The organism is Pantoea anthophila (assembly GCF_026104315.1).
Taxonomy (GTDB): Bacteria; Pseudomonadota; Gammaproteobacteria; order Enterobacterales; family Enterobacteriaceae; genus Pantoea; species Pantoea anthophila.
The window spans coordinates 308,325-324,964 of record NZ_CP110473.1 but is presented as its reverse complement, the minus strand read 5'-3'; the positions used below and the strand labels follow the sequence as shown (position 1 = coordinate 324,964).

The window sequence follows — 16,640 nt, the reverse complement described above, 5'->3', positions numbered from 1 at the left end:
CGGCCGGTGCGGCTGGGGTTATCCCGCCATCCCTTTGCGGATCAGAAACTGATAGGGCAGCGTCTCCGTCTGCTGCGCCAGCAGACCATGTTCCATAAAGCGGCAAAAGCCGGGAATATCGCGGGTTGTGGCGGGATCGTCGGCGATGATCAGCAAGGTCTCACCCTCCTGCAGGCCACGTACGGTTTTGCGCACCATCATCACCGGCTCCGGGCAACGCAGGCCGCGGGCATCCAGCTGATGGTCGGCAGAGGAAAAAAGATCGCTCATATTCAACTCGCTTCAGGTCAGGGGCGCTCATTCTAGCGCGTGCTGACCGTGACGCAAGGCGATAACGATTGCGCTAAAATTAACCATTGCATAAAAAGCACAACGCGGTAATATGCCGCCGCTTTTTGCTCATAAAACTGCCTGGCACCGCCCGAACGGTGTCCCGCAATGGGTTCCCTCACCCCAACATTAAAAAGGTTGACTATGCTCGCATTTTCTTCGCGTCAGCGCATGTATGCGCTTTTCTGGTTGTCGCTGTTTCACCTGCTGGTGATCACATCGAGCAACTACCTGGTTCAGCTGCCTGTTTCTGTCTTTGGCTTCCACACCACGTGGGGCGCGTTCAGCTTCCCGTTTATCTTCCTGGCGACCGATCTCACCGTGCGTATTTTTGGCGCACCGCTGGCCCGTCGTATTATCCTGGCGGTGATGATCCCGGCGCTGTTTATCTCGTACGGCGTTTCGTCGCTGTTTTATCAGGGAGAGTGGCAGGGCTGGCAGGCACTGAAAGAGATGAACCTGTTCGTGGCCCGCATCGCCTGCGCCAGCTTTATGGCCTACGCGCTGGGGCAGATCCTCGACGTTCACGTCTTCAACCGGCTGCGCCGCCTGCCGCAGTGGTGGGTCGCACCGGGCAGTGCCATGTTCCTGGGGAATATCAGCGATACGCTGGCCTTCTTCTTTATCGCCTTCTATAAAAGTCCCGATGCGTTTATGGCGCAGCACTGGGTGGAGATTGCGCTGGTGGATTACAGCTTCAAGGTGCTGATCTGCATGGTCTTCTTCCTGCCCGCTTACGGTGTGCTGCTTAACGCCGCGCTGAAACGTCTGGCTGAACGCCAGAGTGCCCGCCAGGTAAATTTCGGCTAATCCGCCATACATTTTTCCGCCATTACCCGCTAAGATCTTCTGACAATCATCAGGTTGCGTTTGCAGCCTGATTCCTGTTGTACTGATGCCTGACCGGAAATTTAAAAAGGGATTCTGATGCGTAACCTGGTGAAATATGTAGGAATGGGCTTACTGGTTCTGGGCTTAGCAGCCTGCGATCAGAAGAAAGATGACGCGGCGAATGACAACGGCGTCAGCGCCAGTCAGTCGGCGCAAACCGTGACGCTGATGGATGGCAAACTGAGCTTCTCACTGCCGCCAGGCATGTCAGACAAAAGCGGCAAACTGGGTTCGCAGACGACCAATATGCATGTCTATGCGGATGAAACCGGTGCCCGCGCCATCATCGTGATTGCCGGTGAGCCGACCAGCGAAGCGCTGGATGTGCTGTCGCAGCGTATGGAGCAGCAGCAGCGTAACCGCGACCCGCAGCTGCAGGTGGTGTCGAACAAAGCGGTAACGCTGAAAGATCAGCCTGCTCAGCAGCTGGATACGGTGATCTCTGCCAACAACCAGACCTCCTGGTCTTCGGTGGTGCTGGCGAAGGTCGACGGCAAGCTGGTGACGCTGCAGATTACGCTGCCAGGCGATAATCAGCAGCAGGCGCAGAGCGATGCTGACAACATCGTGAAGAGCATCTCGCTGAAATAAGCCGATCGCTGGCCTCTCTGCATTGCAGGGAGGCCAGCATTCTCAGAGCTGTTTATAACCCCGCATTCTCACGAATATATTTTCGCGCTTTGACCGCATATTCAAACGGATTGGCCAGTGCCGGGTCCTGCTCCGCTTCCACGACCATCCAGCCCTGATAGCCATACTCATCCAGAATTTTAAACACCGGCTTAAAGTCGATTACGCCATCGCCCGGAACGGTGAAGGTGCCCTTTTTCACCCCCTCCAGGAAGGAGAGATGATTCTCGCGAACCGCCGCGACCACCTTATCACGTACATCCTTGAGATGAACATGGAAGATGCGCGGCAGATAGTTCTCCAGCACCGCCAGCATCTGCTGCTGTGACCCCTCGGAGTAGTAGATGTGGCCGGTATCATAGAGCAATCCGACCCGATCGTCAGTCATGGCCATAAAGCGGTCAATCTCTTCGGTGGTCTGAATGCCGGTGCCCATATGGTGATGCAGCGTGACGCGCATCCCCTTCTCTGCTGCGAGGCGTGCCAGTTCGTTGTAGCCGTCGGCCGTTAACTGCCACTCCTCATCACTGAAAATGGGTTTCTGCTCAAACACCGCCAGCGGGGTGCCCTGAATACTTTTACTCTGCTCAGAACAGCCAATCACCCGCGCCCCCATTGCATGGAGAAAGTTCATGTGATTGATGAACTCATCGATGGTTTTTGCTTTATCGCCGTTGGCGAAGAAGGTACTGAACCAGGCGTTGCAGATTTCAATGCCGCGGATATCGAGCATCGGCTTCAGGATCGCCGGATCGCGCGGGTATTTGCTGCCCACTTCGCTGCCGGTAAAGCCCGCCAGCGCCATCTCACTGACGGTCTGCTGAAAGGTGTTTTCATGGCCGAGATCCGGCATGTCATCGTTGGTCCAGCCAATCGGCGCGATCGCCAGTTTTACATTTTCTTTGTTCATCATCTTATTCCCGGACGGAGCGCGGCGAGGCCGCATACAGGGCTGAATCAGCGATAAAAATCAGGACGTGGCGGCATCTCTACCGGCTCAATCGCCCCGCTGTTCTGCGCTTTGATGCAGGCATCGGCGGCTACCGAGGCGGCAAAACCATCCCAGGCCGAAGGACCGGTCAGCTGGCCCACTCTGATATCATTAATAAAGGCCTGCAGCTCCACGTCATACGCCTCGATAAAACGATCTTTCCAGTCGACCAGGATCGTGTTCGACAGGCGCGCCTCTTTGCGCAGCTGCACGGAGGAGGGTTCGGGCAGACGCGCAATGCCCTCCTCCCCCACCACTTCACACTGGATGTCGTAGCCGTAGGCGCAGTTCACAAAAATCTCGACGTCGATGCGCACCCCTTTCCGGGTTTCGAACAGAACAATCTGTGGATCTTTCAGCTGCCCATGCGTCTTCGATGTGACGCGCGGGAAGACCACCTGCACCGTTTTGTAGTCATCATTTGTCAGCCAGCGCAGCACATCCAGCTCATGGATCAGGGTGTTGGTGATCGCCATCGGCGTGGTGTAGTTCTCCGGCACCGTTGGGTTGCGGTGCGCGCAGTGCAGCATCAGCGGCTCACCAATATCGCCATCGGTGATCACTTTTTTCAGCGCGCGGTAGCCCGCATCGTAAGGCCGCATAAAGCCGACCTGCACCAGCCGTTTTCCCGCCTTCATCTCCGCATCCACCACCCGGCGGCAGCCTTCGGCACTCATCGCCAGCGGCTTCTCGCAGAACACCGGCTTTCCGGCGGCAATCGCCGCCAGGGTGAACTCTTCATGGGTGGGGTCCCATGAGGTGACCAGCACCGCCTCGACATCCGGTGACTGAATCACGTCGTGACCGTTCTGGAAAACCTCCGCTTCAATGTTCAGGCGCTGCAGGGCGGCACGCGCACCCTCGACATTAATGTCAGAGACCGCCACCACCTGTGCCCCCTGCAGCACGTGGCTGCAGCGACGAATATGTTCCTGACCGATTGCACCTGTACCGATGACGCCAAGTTTCAAAGTCATAATTACACCTGTGTAGGGTTCGTACGGAGAAGAGGAAAACGGGCCGCGATACGGCCCTGAAATTAATATTTTCGCGCCTGGCCGAGATGCGTATTGAGCTTGTCCGCTACCGCCTGGGCGCGTTCGGTCTGCGAAGCCTGCGCCACCCCGACATGCCACCAGCTGAAATATTTGTGGATCATGGTTTTTGGCAGCACTTTGATGTCGATAAGGGTAGAAATCGTCTGGGTGCGGGCATCTTCCAGCGCCGCCCTGAGCTCTTCAAGCGTGGTAACCCGGTAGGTCTTACAGCCATAGCCTGCGGCAATGGCGGCGAAATCGACCGGGATAAAGCCGCCATCGAGCTTGCCCCCTTCCGGGTTGCGGAAGCGGAACTCGGTAGTAAAGCTGTCCATGCCATGTTCCATCTGCAGGTTATTGATGCAGCCGTTGGTCATGTTATCCAGCAGCACCACGTTGATCTTCGCCCCCTCCTGAATGGAGGTAACCAGTTCGGAGTGCAGCATCATGAAGGAGCCATCACCGACCAGCGCATAGACCTCACGCTGCGGCTGGGCGAGCTTCACGCCCAGCGCGGCATTGACCTCATAGCCCATGCAGGAGTAGCCATATTCGACGTGGTAGGCGTTGTAATCTTTGGTGCGCCAGACGCGCTGCAGGTCACCCGGCAGGCTGCCCGCCGCCGCCACCACCACCGCCTCTTTGGGCAGCTGTTCATTCAGGGTGCCAAGCACGCTGCTCTGCGTCAGCCAGGAGTGGGTCAGCTGGTTAAACTCAGCAAACACCGCGTCGCGGTCGAGATGATCCGCAATCTCCGGCACAAAGTCGCCATCATGCCAGGCCACCTGATAGACGCGCTGCGTCTCTTTCAGCAGCTGGCTCTGCGCCTCTTCAATCTGGCTGCCCCAGTCGTTACTGTAGTGCTGTGATGCCAGCCCGGCGGTGAGCGCCGTCAGCCCCTCACGGGCATCGGCCAGCAGCTGCACGCCATCCAGCTTGTAGCTGTCGAAGTTGCTGACGTTGATGTTCAGGAAGCTGACATCAGGATGGCGGAAAATCCATTTGGAGGCGGTGGTGAAGTCGGTATAGCGGGTGCCGATGCCGATCACCAGATCGGCCTCTTTCGCCAGCAGGTTAGCGGCCAGCGAGCCGGTTTCACCGACGCCGCCGACATTCAGCGGATGGTCAGAAACCAGCGTGCCCTTGCCCGCCTGGGTTTCCGCAAAGGGGATCTGATAGCGCTCGGCAAACTGGCGCAGCGCCTCACCCGCCTCAGAATATTTCACCCCGCCGCCGCAGATAATGAGCGGTTTACGCTTGCGGGAAATCAGGGTCAGCGCATCCGCCAGCTGCGCGGCGACGGGCAGGCGGCGATCGAGCCGGTGCACCCGTTTCTGGAAGAAGTAGTCGGGGTAATCCCAGGCTTCGCCCTGCACATCCTGCGGCAGCGACAGGGTAACCGCACCGGTTTCAGCGGGATCGGTCAGCACCCGCATGGCGTTGATACAGGCGGACATCAGCTGCTCCGGACGGCTGACGCGGTCCCAGTATTTGCTGACCGCGCGGAACGCATCGTTGGTGCTGATGCTGAGGTCGTAGCTCTGTTCAATCTGTTGCAGCACCGGATCGGGCTGGCGCGTGGCGAAGACGTCGCCGGGCAGCAGCAGCAGAGGAATGCGGTTGGCCGTCGCGGTGCCCGCAGCGGTGATCATGTTGGCTGCACCCGGTCCCACTGACGAACTACAGGCGATAATCTGCCGGCGCAGCGACTGACGGGCAAAGCCCGTAGCGGCATGGGCCATCCCCTGCTCATTACGCCCCTGCCAGACCACCAGATCGCCGCTATCCTGTTCCAGCGCCTGGCCCAGCCCCAGCACGTTGCCATGACCGAAGATGGCGAAGATGCCTTTGACGAATTTCGTCTCAGTGCCATCAACATCGATGAACTGGTTATCCAGAAATTTAACCAGCGCCTGTGCCGTGGTCAGTCTGATTGTGCCCATATGCTTTTCCTTTACATGCTGGCGGACCCCGACTCCCGTAACACCGCGCCAGGCGCTGTCATCGGCGGAAAAGGCGACCGGAATAACTGAAACGTGAGGCGATTATAAACAAATATATTTTTCATAAAACACGCTTACAGAAGAAACATTTCATTTTGCGAGTGAGATCAAATTTAGCCGCTGCGTCAGCCCTGGCGGGCTGTCGCGAGGGTGAAAAGCGGAACGTTTAGCCATGAGCAGGGTACGATAAAAAAATTCATTCCGTTGCCGCCGCCTGACCGAACGGCACGCCAGCAGGTGCGTTCGCCTTCATACCCCTGCTGCAGCGGGCATCATCCTCTCAACACGCAGGCGGAGAGAGGAGATTCAGGATTTTTACCTGGTTCACAAATTTGCGATGGATGTTTCATTTCGCATTGAATGTGGAATTTTTATTCCTCATACTGCCCTCATCGCCAGTCAGGCTCTTACAGACCCGAACGCAGCGCGCATCTGACGTCGCGCGTTTTGCCCGCCGGCTCTGCCAGTCACAGAAGGAAACCACAGGTATGAATGCACAACAGAAGCCGCTTGATGTGATTTGTATCGGGCGTATTGCCGTTGATTTTTATGGTCAGCAGATTGGAGCACGGCTGGAAGATGTCACCTCCTTTGCGAAGTATCTGGGCGGATCGTCAGGCAACGTCGCCTATGGCACCGCGATTCAGGGGCTGAAATCGGCCATGCTGGCGCGGGTCGGGGATGAGCACAATGGTCGCTTTCTGCGTGAAGAACTGCAGCGCGTCGGCTGTAACACGGATGCGCTGATTACCGATCCGCGGCGCCTGACCGCGCTGGTGATCCTCGGCATCAAAGATGAAGAGACTTTTCCGCTGATTTTTTACCGCGATAACTGCGCGGATATGGGCCTGGTGCCGGATGACGTGGATGAGGCTTTCATTACCTCAGCCCGCGCCGTGGCGGTGACCGGCACCCACCTCTCCCATCCGCAGACCCGTGAAGCGGTGCTGAAAGCGCTGCAGATTGCCCGCCAGAACGGCCTTCGTACCGCGCTGGATATCGATTACCGCCCGGTATTGTGGGGGCTGACCTCGCCGGGTGACGGTGAAACGCGTTTCATTGAATCCTCCCAGGTGACGCAGCAGTTGCAGGAAGTGGTGCACTATTTCGATCTGATCGTGGGCACCGAAGAGGAGTTTCACATCGCCGGCGGCAGCACGGACACCCTGACCGCGCTGAAAAATGTGCGTCAGGCGAGTCAGGCGACGCTGGTCTGCAAACGCGGTCCGCTGGGTTGCGTGGTGTTTGAGGGAGCGATCCCGGATAGCTGGGAAGAGACCCGCCTGCACACTGGCGTGCGCGTCGACGTGCTCAACGTGCTGGGTGCAGGTGACGCCTTTATGTCGGGACTGCTGCGCGGCTGGCTGAATGATGAAGGCTGGGAGCAGGCGTGCCGTTACGCCAATGCCTGTGGGGCGCTGGTAGTCTCACGCCACGGTTGTGCACCCGCCATGCCGACCAAAGCCGAACTGGATGATTTCCTGAGCCGCGACGATGCAGTGAAGCGCCCCGATCTCGACAGCCGTCTGAATCATCTGCACCGGGTCACCACCCGCAAACAGCAGTGGCCGGAGCTGAATGTTTTTGCCTTTGACCACCGCAAACAGCTGGCAGAGATGGCACAGGAGGCGGGCGTGGAGGCCAGCCGGATCCCGCCGCTGAAGCTGCTGCTGCTGAAAGCCGCTCAGCAGGCTGCCGAAGAGGCGGGGTTAGAGAATAAAAGCGGGATTCTGGCGGATACCACCTACGGGCAGAAAGCGCTGAATGCGATTACCGGTAAGCAGTGGTGGATTGGCCGTCCGATTGAGCAGCCCGGCTCACGTCCGCTGCGCCTGGAGCATGGCAATATCGGTTCGCAGCTGATCGACTGGCCCGCTGAGCATGTGGTGAAGTGTCTGGTGTTTTACCATCCTCACGACAGTGCAGAACTGCGCAAAGAGCAGGATGATCTGATACTCGACGTCTGGCAGGGCTGTAACAAAAGCGGCCATGAGCTGCTGCTGGAAGTGATCCTGCCTGAGAGCAACCCGGACAGGAATGAAGCCTATTACGTGGACATTCTGCGCCATTTTTACTCTCTGGGCATCCAGCCTGACTGGTGGAAACTGCCGCCGCTGTCCGCAGCGTGCTGGGAGGCGATCGGCACGCTGATTGAGCAGCAGGACCCTTACTGTCGCGGCATTCTGCTACTGGGTCTGGATGCGCCCGAAGAGACGCTGAAAGCGGGTTTTGCCGCGGCGGCCAGCGCGCCCTGGGTGAAAGGCTTTGCGGTGGGCCGGACTATTTTTGGTCAGCCTTCACGCGAGTGGCTGCAGGGGGAACTGGACGATCAGGCGCTGATTGCGCGCGTCAAAGGTAACTATCTGCGGCTGATTGAATACTGGCGCGCGGCGCGCGCCTGATGCTGTTAATGTGTCTGGCCAGAGGCTGAAGCGGGGCAAATCTTCCCGCGACGAATAAGCTCAACGCGAAGGTAACACGGTCAGAGGAGGAAAGCGTCCCGCGCCAGGGACAAAAACGCCGGGAGCGTTTTTGAACAACGCAAAGCGTTGGCCCGGCCAGGGCGCACCTCAGGGATGAGGTGCGTAATCGCGCGGGCCGAGCGGCCATGGATGGCTTAAGCGACTTTCCGATCTGACCGTGCTACCTGAGTCTGCACGATCCTGCAGCGAGCAGGAGCCGGTTTTCACCCGCTTATCGCCTGTGAAGAGGCGCGTACCGGGCTCTCAAGCCAATCTGTGAACCATTTCATAAAGCCATGAAATAAACCGCACGATTGACGCAAACAAATGAAATTTTCCATCCATCTGATACTATAGCGCTCATTATACAGCCATTATTCTAATTATTCGGGCAGAAGTGATGAACAATAATCCCACCCAACTTTCTCTGTTGCAGGACGATATTCGTCGCCGCTACGAAACACTGAGCAAACGTCTTAAACAGGTTGCGCGCTACATTCTTGATAACAGTAACAGTATTGCGTTTGATACCGTCGCCTCGATTGCCCAGCAGGCCGATGTGCCCCCCTCTACCCTGATTCGCTTTGCTAATGCTTTTGGCTTCAGCGGTTTCAACGAAATGAAACAGGTTTTTCGTCAGCACCTGATGGAAGAGACGGTCAACTACACCGAGCGTGCGCGTCTGTTCCGTCAGACATCCACCGATGACAACGCAAGCGCCCCTGAGAGTCCGTCAGAGATCCTCAACGTCTTTACGATGGTAAACAGCCAGGCGCTGCAGCAGCTGGCGATGCAGGTGAATCCTGAACAGCTGAACAAGGCGGTAAAACTGCTGAGCGAGGCAGAGAATATCTATGTGATTGGCCTGCGCCGCTCCTTCAGCGTCGCCTCCTATCTGGTCTACGCGCTGCGTCATCTGGAGCGGCGCGCGTTTTTGATTGATGGCCTGGGCGGGATGTTTACCGAGCAGCTCAGCCTCGTTAATCCTAAAGATGTGGTGATTGCCATCAGCTATTCACCCTATGCGCGTGAAGCGGTCGAAGTGGTGGAGATGGGCGCCCGACGCGGCGCACATCAGATTGCGATTACCGACAGCCAGGTCAGTCCGCTGGCCGCCTTCAGCGACGTCTGCTTTGTGGTGCGTGAAGCCCAGGTGGATGGCTTCCGTTCACAGGTTGCCTCTCTCTGCCTGGCGCAGACGCTGGCCGTGTCGCTGGCGCTCAACAACGCCGGCACCAGCTGATTTCAGGGCGCAAAAAAGGGCAGCGTGACCCGCTGCCCTTTTGGCTGAGAGGCTGCTTTTCTGACGCCGCCGTGGGCTAGGTGTTACGCGGATAATTCTCGCTGTTCACCCAGGCGTGATCTTTCTCCCAGGTAAACTTCCACAGCCGCACAGGCCCCGCCATCACGTTCAGATAGTAGTTGTTGTATCCCGCCAGCGTCGCAACCGGATGATAGCCGCGCGGCACCATCACCACATCGCGATTGTAAGGTGCCATACAGGCATCCAGTGAGCGATCGTCGGTATAAACGCGCTGCATGGCGAAGCCGGGTTCCGGATCGAAACGGTGATAGTAGGTCTCTTCCAGAAGGGTTTCGTTTTCACTCTCTTCATCATGCTTGTGGCTGGGGTAAGAGCTGGTGTCGCCCTCATTGGTATAAACCTCGACCACCAGCAGGCTGTCAGCCGGTTTGTCATCGGGCAGAATATTGTGCACCAGACGCTGATTGCGCCCTTTGCCGCGATGCTCAACGCCCACGTCTGCGGGCGTAATCAGTCGTGCAGGCAGATGCCCGTGATCGGGCGCGCTGCAGACCGCCAGCTCCAGATCGCTGTCCGCGTAAACCACCACCTCATCATCGTGCGGCACATAAACGGAGTAAGGCGGCACGCGCTCAAAGGGCGACATGCGCTGACCAATCCCGGGAAACGCCGCGTGACGGGTTTTCACCGAGGCGAGTCCGGCCACCAGCACCAGACAGAGCTCTTTATCCCCGCTGGTAAGCTGCAGGGTTTCCCCTTTTTTCATCAGATAAGCATCAAACCCGACATAGCGCCAGCCGGCGCGTTCAGGCGTCACATGCTGAATACGACCCTGCGCATCAGGGGCCTGGGCTTTCGACAGTAAAGACATCCTGATCCTCCTCTCTGTCACGGTTATCGCTGCAGTTGCCGCGCGGGCGTGACGTGCAGCCCGCCTGCGAACAGAAAGACCGGCAGAGTGATCTGCCGGTCGCGCATCCTGCCAGCGTGGAAATAAATCAGCCTAAGGTCGGCATACTGAATTCAGACACGGTCTGCTGACCGGATGGCCAGCGCACGGTGGCGGTTTTCATGCGGGTGTAGAAGCGCACGCCATCCGGCCCGTGCACGTTGAGCGCGCCAAACACCGAGCGCTTCCAGCCGCCAAAGCTGTGGAATGCCATCGGCACCGGAACCGGCACGTTGACGCCCACCATGCCCGCTTCAACGTTCTGCACAAAATCTCGCGCGGTGTGACCGTTGCTGGTGAAAATGGCGCTGCCGTTGCCAAACTCATGGCTGTTAACCAGCTGCAGCGCACTGTCGTAATCCGCTGCGCGCATGATGCTCAGCACCGGACCAAAAATCTCTTCACGCCAGATCACCATGTCAGAGGTGACGTTATCAAACAGCGTGCCGCCGACGTAGTATCCCTCAGCATGCCCTTCGACCTGGACATGACGCCCATCGACCACCAGCTTCGCGCCTTCCTGTTCGCCTTTGTCGATGTAGCCCAGCACCTTTTTCTGGTGCGCCGCTGAAACCACCGGCCCCATCTCATTCTCCAGAGCCCCCTGATTCATACCGGGGCCGATGCGCAGTGCCTGCACCAGCGGGGTTAGGCGGGCAATCAGCTTGTCGGCGGTATCATCGCCCACGGCGACCACGACCGGCAGCGCCATGCAGCGTTCACCGGCAGAACCAAAGGCACCGCCCATGATGGCGTTGACGGTAGCATCCAGATCGGCATCCGGCATCACGATGGCGTGGTTTTTCGCCGCGCCAAATGCCTGCACCCGTTTGCCATGCGCGCTGGCGGTTTTGTAGATGTGCTCAGCCACGCCGGAGGAACCGACGAAGCTGACGGCGGCGATACGCGGATCTTTGTAGAGCTGCTCCGCGTCTTCATTTGAGCTGTGCACCACGTTGAAGACCCCATCAGGCAGGCCCGCCTCGGTCAGCAGTTCAGCCATCCGCACAGACGCCGAGGGGTCCAGTGCCGGTGGCTTCAGGACAAAGGTGTTGCCGCAGGCCAGTGCGATCGGAAACATCCAGAGCGGCACCATCGCCGGGAAGTTAAACGGCGTAATGCCCGCCACGACGCCGACCGGCTGCATCAGCGAATAGCTGTCAACGCCGCCGCCGACGTTAGGGGAGTATTCGCCTTTCAGCAGGTGCGGGATACCGCAGGCAAACTCGATCACTTCAATGCCACGCGTCAGTTCACCCAGCGCATCAGACCAGACTTTGCCATGCTCAGACACAATCAGCGCCGCCAGCTCGTCACGATGCTGCTCCATCAGGGCCTTAAAGTTGAACAGGACACGGGCACGGCGCAGGGGCGAGGTTTTCGACCACTCGGCAAAGGCCGCATGCGCGACACCAATCGCCTGAGCCACTTCATCGGCGGTACTCTGGGTCAGTTCACGTACCACTTTGCCGGTTGCCGGGTCGTAAACAGGAATGGTTTCGTTGCTGGCGCTGAACGTAATTTTGCCGCCAATAAAGTTACCTGTGATTGTCATGATGTTGCCTCTTTAGATGGTTAAGTTCCCTGCAGACGAACCATGCGACCTGCCGCGCTGCCTGACCAGGCAAAGCTGAAAGCGTGCTATGAAGCTATTGCATTGGAATAAATTTTTCAAATAATTCTTTTTGGAAGATTTGCTTTTAGCGGCACAGATCGCATTTTCTCCGTCGGCTTGCGCCTGGCGCGCTCCTGACGTCCGGAGAGCGCCCATTGCCGCGATCCTCAGCCCGGCAGGTGCGGCTTAGGACCATCACGCCGGGGATCTTTGCAGGATAAACTCCGCGAGGCAGCACCCGGCTGAAACGAAATATGAAATTAATGCGAGGCAGATCCAATAATCTCCATTTCATAATTCACTATTAATGAAATAAATGTTTTCTTTAGTCGCAATCTTCTTCTGTTTCGGGGTAATCACATGGCTATCGATCCGACCCGTTTCTGTATCAACCGCAAAATTGCTCCCCGGCTCTCGCTGGAGGCCTTTTTTCAGCTGGTTCATCGCCTGGGGCTGAGCAAGGTTGAGTTGCGTAATGACATGCCGGGTGGCAGCGTGACAGACGATCTGACGCCCGAGCAGCTGCGCGCCCTGACCGACAGATATCAGATTGATATCGTCACCATTAATGCGCTCTATCCGTTTAACCGTATCGATGAGGATCTGCTGACCCGCGCAGAGCTGTTGCTGCAGACCGCACAGCAGACGGGTGCGAAGGCGCTGGTGATGTGTCCACTGAATGAGGGGATTGCCCTGTCGCCTCAGGAGACGCAGGCGGCGATGCAGCAGCTGGCGCCGCGCTTTGAACATTATGGCATTCAGGGGCTGGTGGAGCCGCTGGGATTCCCGGTCAGCTCACTGCGCTCAGCCGCAGAGGCGCAGCGACTCATCGCCGCCGCGGGCGTACCCTTTAAGCTGGTGCTGGATACCTTCCATCACCATCTCTATGAAAAGGCGGAAGAGGAGTTCCTCACGGGTGTCGACGTGCAACAGATTGGGCTGGTGCACCTGTCGGGCGTGGAAGATCGGCGGCCCACCGCTGAGCTGACCGATGAGGAGCGCATTATGCTGAGTGACAGCGATGTGCTGAACAGCGTCGTGCAGGTTAAACGGCTGGAGATGCTGGGCTATAAGGGGATCTACGCCTTTGAGCCCTTCTCAAGCCAGCTCAACAGCTGGACACCGGATGAAACGGAACGGCAGATCCGCCACAGTATCGAACTGCTGCAGGCCTGAAGCCGGTGTTGGCAGGCGCTGAAAACATGGCTGGCCCGTCCGGGCGCGTTTCACGGCGCAGTCTCGTCGGCTGCCGGTGACAGCGCCTGACGCCGTTGCAGGCGCAGCGTGCAGACAAACGCAACGCAGACCAGCAGCGCCGTGAGCAGATACACCTGCGACACGCCTGCATAGTTCATGATAAATCCGGCGATCGGCCCGGTAATGCCCAGCGACAGATCCATAAACGCGGTGTAAGTCGCCAGCGCACTGCCCTGATTCTGCTGCGGCACCACCTTCACCGCGACGACTCCCAGCGCCGGGAAAATCAGCGAAAAACCGGCGCCGGTCAGAAACGCGCCCGCTTTTGCCATCCAGGGGTCGCCCGCCGCCGCGACCAGAAAGAGTCCGGCAGCTTCCGCCGCCAGACAGAGGCTGGCAACGCGCAGGCCGCCGTGGCGGTTAATCGCGTTCGGGAACAGCAGGCGCGTGCCAACAAAGGCGGCACTGAACAGGGAGAGGGCAAAGGCGGCACCTTCCCAGCCTTTATCCTGATAGAACAGCGTAATAAAGGTGGCGATGACCCCGAACCCCGCCGAGCCCATCGCCAGTATCGCGCCAAAGCCGGCAATTTTTCCCAGCACCGCACGAAACGGCAGCGGCCTGGCCCGGCTGGCTTTGACGGCCGGACGCGGCACGGCGCAGACAATGCCCGCCACGCAGATAGCGACAATGACCAGCGACAGCCAGAGCAGGCCACCCGCCCGGAAGATCACCACGCCGAGCGGCGCGCCAATCGCCATCGCGCCATAGGTGACGATGCCATTCCAGGAGATGACCCGGCCAATATGCAGCGAACCGACCCGCGCAACGCCCCACAACGAGGTGCCGGTGCCGGTAAAGCTCTGGCCCAGACCCAGAATCACCCGCCCCACACAGAGCAGCGTCAGGCTTGTCATCGGCGAGTCGCTCAGCGCCGCCAGCAGAATACAGAGACCGCTGATCAGGCAGCCCACCAGCCCGATCACCACGACCTTCTTTGGTCCCCAGAGGTCGGCATAACGCCCGGCGTGGGGGCGGCTCAGCAGCGTCGCCACATACTGCAGGCTGATCACCACCCCCGCCCAGAAGGCGCTGAATCCCAGCTGGTCATGTACCCATCCCGGCAGAACCGCCAGCGGCAGACCGATAGTGAGATAGCTGGCAAAGTTATAGGCCACAATAGAGAGGATCAGCAGCGTGAGACGGAGATTGCCGGTTGGGGTGGCCGGTTCCACTGTGGGCTGTTCAGGCATGAGAGATCCCGCTCGTATCAGGCTGTATGATAAGGTTTATCCGTCGACTATACCCGCTTTCACCGCTGACGTATCGGCGCTGCGCCGTCAACCGGCCGCAGCGTGCCGGACAAAGACCCTGCCGCGAAAGTGGAGTGTGGTGGCGCTGATTAAGGCCCCCTTCTGCCGCCGCGCTTTACCGTTTCTCTGATAAATCAGATTGTTAATTTTCTTTCAGCTACACTGTCAACAGCCAATTTACGTCACGGGAGAGGGAATGAGCGAGCTGCAACGGGAAAAGATCGGACAAAATATTCTGATCAAACTGGCAATGCTGGTCATTATCCTCGCCGGGGTGCGGGCAGCGTCCGACATTCTGGTCCCGCTGCTGCTGGCGGCTTTCTTTGCCATTGTACTCAACCCGCTGGTGACGATGCTGATGCGGCGTGGCTTCCGCCGCGGGCTGGCGATCGGGCTGGTGATCACAGTGATCTTCTGCGTCATGGTGCTGCTGGGTGCCATCATCGCCAGCTCAATGAGCGAGTTTTCCGATCTCTACCCGCAGCTGCGCGCCACCATGGAGCAGAAAATGACGGTGCTGCAGCATCTGGCCGCGGGCTTTCATCTCAACATCTCAACCGACGTTCTGATCAAACATTTCGACCCCAACACCATGATGAATCTGGCCACGGTGGCGCTGAGCGGCTTTTCCGGCGCGATGACTAACACCGTGCTGCTGGTACTGACTGTCGTCTTTATGCTGTTTGAGGTCCATCACCTGCCCTACAAAATGCGTAACGCGCTGGTGAATCCCAAGATTCGCATCGCCGGGCTGCACAAAGCGCTGAAAGGGGTGACCCACTATCTGGCGCTGAAAACCCTGGTGAGCCTGATCACCGGCGTGGCGGTCTGGCTGACGCTCTTTCTGCTGGATGTGAAGTTCGCGCTGCTGTGGGGTGTGGTGGCGTTTATCCTCAACTTCATTCCCAACATCGGCCCGATCATTGCCGGTATTCCGCCCTTTCTGCAGGCGCTGCTGCTGAACAGCCTGTTTGATGCTGCGATGGTGGCCGCCCTGTTTACGGCCATTCATATGGTGTTTGGCAATATGCTGGAACCGCGCCTGATGGGCCGGGGTCTGGGCCTGTCGACGCTGGTGGTGTTCCTCTCCCTGGTCTTCTGGGGCTGGCTGCTGGGCCCGGTTGGCATGCTGCTGTCGGTGCCGCTTACCAGCATCACGAAAATCCTGATGGAAACCACGCCCGGCGGCAGCCGTCTGGCCATTCTGCTGGGCACCGGGCGACCTAAACGGGTGCGGGGCTTAACCAAGTAAGCGCTGCTGGACGTGCCGCAGATGGTTCTCCATGGCCTGACGGGCAGCCGCCTCATCCCCCGCCACAATCGCGCTGGCAATCTGCTGATGGTCAGCGTTCATCTCCAGCGCAAAGCTGTTATCAGCAAAATGGCGCTCCAGCCGCTCGACATGGGGGCTGTGGCGCTTGTTCCAGAGCTGTTCCAGCAGGTCGCGCAGCACATCATTGCCACTCATCTCGCTGATCAGCAGGTGGAAGCGTTTGTCCTTAGCCAGAAAGGCGGCATCGTTTTCCTGATGCTGCTGCAGCTCAGCGGCCAGCGCCAGCAGGGCCGCCCGCTGTGCCGGCGTACCGTTTCGGGCGGCAAAGCCCGCCAGCATCCCTTCGAAGGCTTCACGGGCCTGCAACAGATCCTGCAGACTGCAGGCCTCACTCTCCTGCGTAACTCCGGCCTGCGGCAGCGGCTGGGCGACAAACACCCCGGTGCCGGTGCGGATATCGACCCAGCCAGTCATCTCCAGCGCAATCAGCGCTTCACGCACGGATGATCGGCTGACGCCCAGCTGTTTTGCCAGCTCGCGCTCCGGCGGCAGCAGCCCGCCAGCGACAAAGTCACCGCGCGTGATACCGGCCATAATGGCGTTGGCTATCTGACGGTAGAGCCGCTCCGTTTTAATGGCTGCCAGGGTCATTGTCCTCTCCTCCTGTCCTGCTCAATCGGCCCGC

General features: G+C 58.7%; 14 protein-coding genes. 6 read left to right on the top strand and 8 right to left on the bottom strand.

Features of this window, described 5'->3' with window-relative positions; all coding sequences use genetic code 11:
* Positions 1–18 precede the first annotated feature (18 nt).
* Complete coding sequence (gene tusA, locus OJ965_RS04030; RefSeq protein WP_009087811.1) at positions 19–270, bottom strand: sulfurtransferase TusA; 252 nt, start codon at positions 268–270, stop codon at positions 19–21.
* A gap of 204 nt (positions 271–474) precedes the next feature.
* Here tusA and OJ965_RS04025 point away from each other — a divergent pair, with 204 nt between their 5' ends.
* Complete coding sequence (locus OJ965_RS04025) at positions 475–1,140, top strand: 7-cyano-7-deazaguanine/7-aminomethyl-7-deazaguanine transporter (RefSeq protein WP_140925630.1); 666 nt, start codon at positions 475–477, stop codon at positions 1,138–1,140.
* Positions 1,141–1,257: 117 nt separating this feature from the next.
* Entirely contained in the window at positions 1,258–1,812 is a 555-nt protein-coding gene (locus tag OJ965_RS04020; protein ID WP_009087815.1) for a DcrB family lipoprotein, read from the top strand.
* Between the two features lie 52 nt (positions 1,813–1,864).
* Here OJ965_RS04020 and iolE read toward each other — a convergent pair whose 3' ends face one another.
* The 3 genes from iolE to iolD all read right to left on the bottom strand — a co-directional run bounded on the left by iolE (position 1,865) and on the right by iolD (position 5,822).
* Positions 1,865–2,761, bottom strand: a complete 897-nt coding sequence (gene iolE / locus OJ965_RS04015) for a myo-inosose-2 dehydratase (RefSeq protein WP_140925629.1) — start codon at positions 2,759–2,761, stop codon at positions 1,865–1,867.
* 47 nt (positions 2,762–2,808) lie between these two features.
* Positions 2,809–3,819 carry a bifunctional inositol 2-dehydrogenase/D-chiro-inositol 1-dehydrogenase gene (iolG, locus tag OJ965_RS04010; protein WP_265137873.1) on the bottom strand — a complete coding sequence of 337 codons (1,011 nt, stop codon included), beginning with the start codon at positions 3,817–3,819 and terminating at the stop codon, positions 2,809–2,811.
* A 62-nt stretch (positions 3,820–3,881) separates the two neighbouring features.
* The gene (gene iolD, locus OJ965_RS04005; protein WP_265137871.1) at positions 3,882–5,822 is read right to left on the bottom strand and encodes a 3D-(3,5/4)-trihydroxycyclohexane-1,2-dione acylhydrolase (decyclizing); all 1,941 of its coding nucleotides are present in this window, start codon (positions 5,820–5,822) and stop codon (positions 3,882–3,884) included.
* A gap of 548 nt (positions 5,823–6,370) precedes the next feature.
* Here iolD and OJ965_RS04000 point away from each other — a divergent pair.
* Together OJ965_RS04000 and OJ965_RS03995 are read left to right on the top strand one after the other, a co-directional pair.
* Positions 6,371–8,284, top strand: a complete 1,914-nt coding sequence (locus OJ965_RS04000) for a bifunctional 5-dehydro-2-deoxygluconokinase/5-dehydro-2-deoxyphosphogluconate aldolase (protein WP_265137869.1) — start codon at positions 6,371–6,373, stop codon at positions 8,282–8,284.
* 460 nt (positions 8,285–8,744) lie between these two features.
* Entirely contained in the window at positions 8,745–9,587 is an 843-nt protein-coding gene (locus OJ965_RS03995; protein WP_009087824.1) for a MurR/RpiR family transcriptional regulator, read from the top strand.
* Between the two features lie 76 nt (positions 9,588–9,663).
* Here OJ965_RS03995 and iolB read toward each other — a convergent pair whose 3' ends face one another.
* A complete protein-coding gene (iolB, locus tag OJ965_RS03990) occupies positions 9,664–10,479 on the bottom strand; it encodes a 5-deoxy-glucuronate isomerase (protein ID WP_265137867.1) in 816 nt (271 codons plus the stop codon).
* A gap of 127 nt (positions 10,480–10,606) precedes the next feature.
* On the bottom strand, positions 10,607–12,112 hold the full coding sequence (locus tag OJ965_RS03985) for a CoA-acylating methylmalonate-semialdehyde dehydrogenase (protein WP_009087827.1): 1,506 nt from the start codon (positions 12,110–12,112) through the stop codon (positions 10,607–10,609).
* Between the two features lie 420 nt (positions 12,113–12,532).
* Here OJ965_RS03985 and OJ965_RS03980 point away from each other — a divergent pair, with 420 nt between their 5' ends.
* Complete coding sequence (locus tag OJ965_RS03980; RefSeq protein WP_154929107.1) at positions 12,533–13,348, top strand: TIM barrel protein; 816 nt, start codon at positions 12,533–12,535, stop codon at positions 13,346–13,348.
* A 50-nt stretch (positions 13,349–13,398) separates the two neighbouring features.
* Here OJ965_RS03980 and OJ965_RS03975 read toward each other — a convergent pair whose 3' ends face one another.
* Complete coding sequence (locus OJ965_RS03975) at positions 13,399–14,622, bottom strand: MFS transporter (RefSeq protein ID WP_154929108.1); 1,224 nt, start codon at positions 14,620–14,622, stop codon at positions 13,399–13,401.
* A gap of 256 nt (positions 14,623–14,878) precedes the next feature.
* On the opposite strand from OJ965_RS03975, the gene OJ965_RS03970 reads away from it, so the two are divergent.
* Positions 14,879–15,934 (top strand): AI-2E family transporter, encoded by a 1,056-nt coding sequence (locus tag OJ965_RS03970; RefSeq protein ID WP_009087834.1) that lies wholly within the window; start codon positions 14,879–14,881, stop codon positions 15,932–15,934.
* Here the strand turns inward: OJ965_RS03970 and OJ965_RS03965 are convergent.
* The gene (locus OJ965_RS03965) at positions 15,923–16,606 is read right to left on the bottom strand and encodes a FadR/GntR family transcriptional regulator (RefSeq protein ID WP_046100762.1); all 684 of its coding nucleotides are present in this window, start codon (positions 16,604–16,606) and stop codon (positions 15,923–15,925) included. The two genes, OJ965_RS03970 and OJ965_RS03965, sit on opposite strands and share 12 nt — an antisense overlap.
* Positions 16,607–16,640 lie beyond the last annotated feature (34 nt).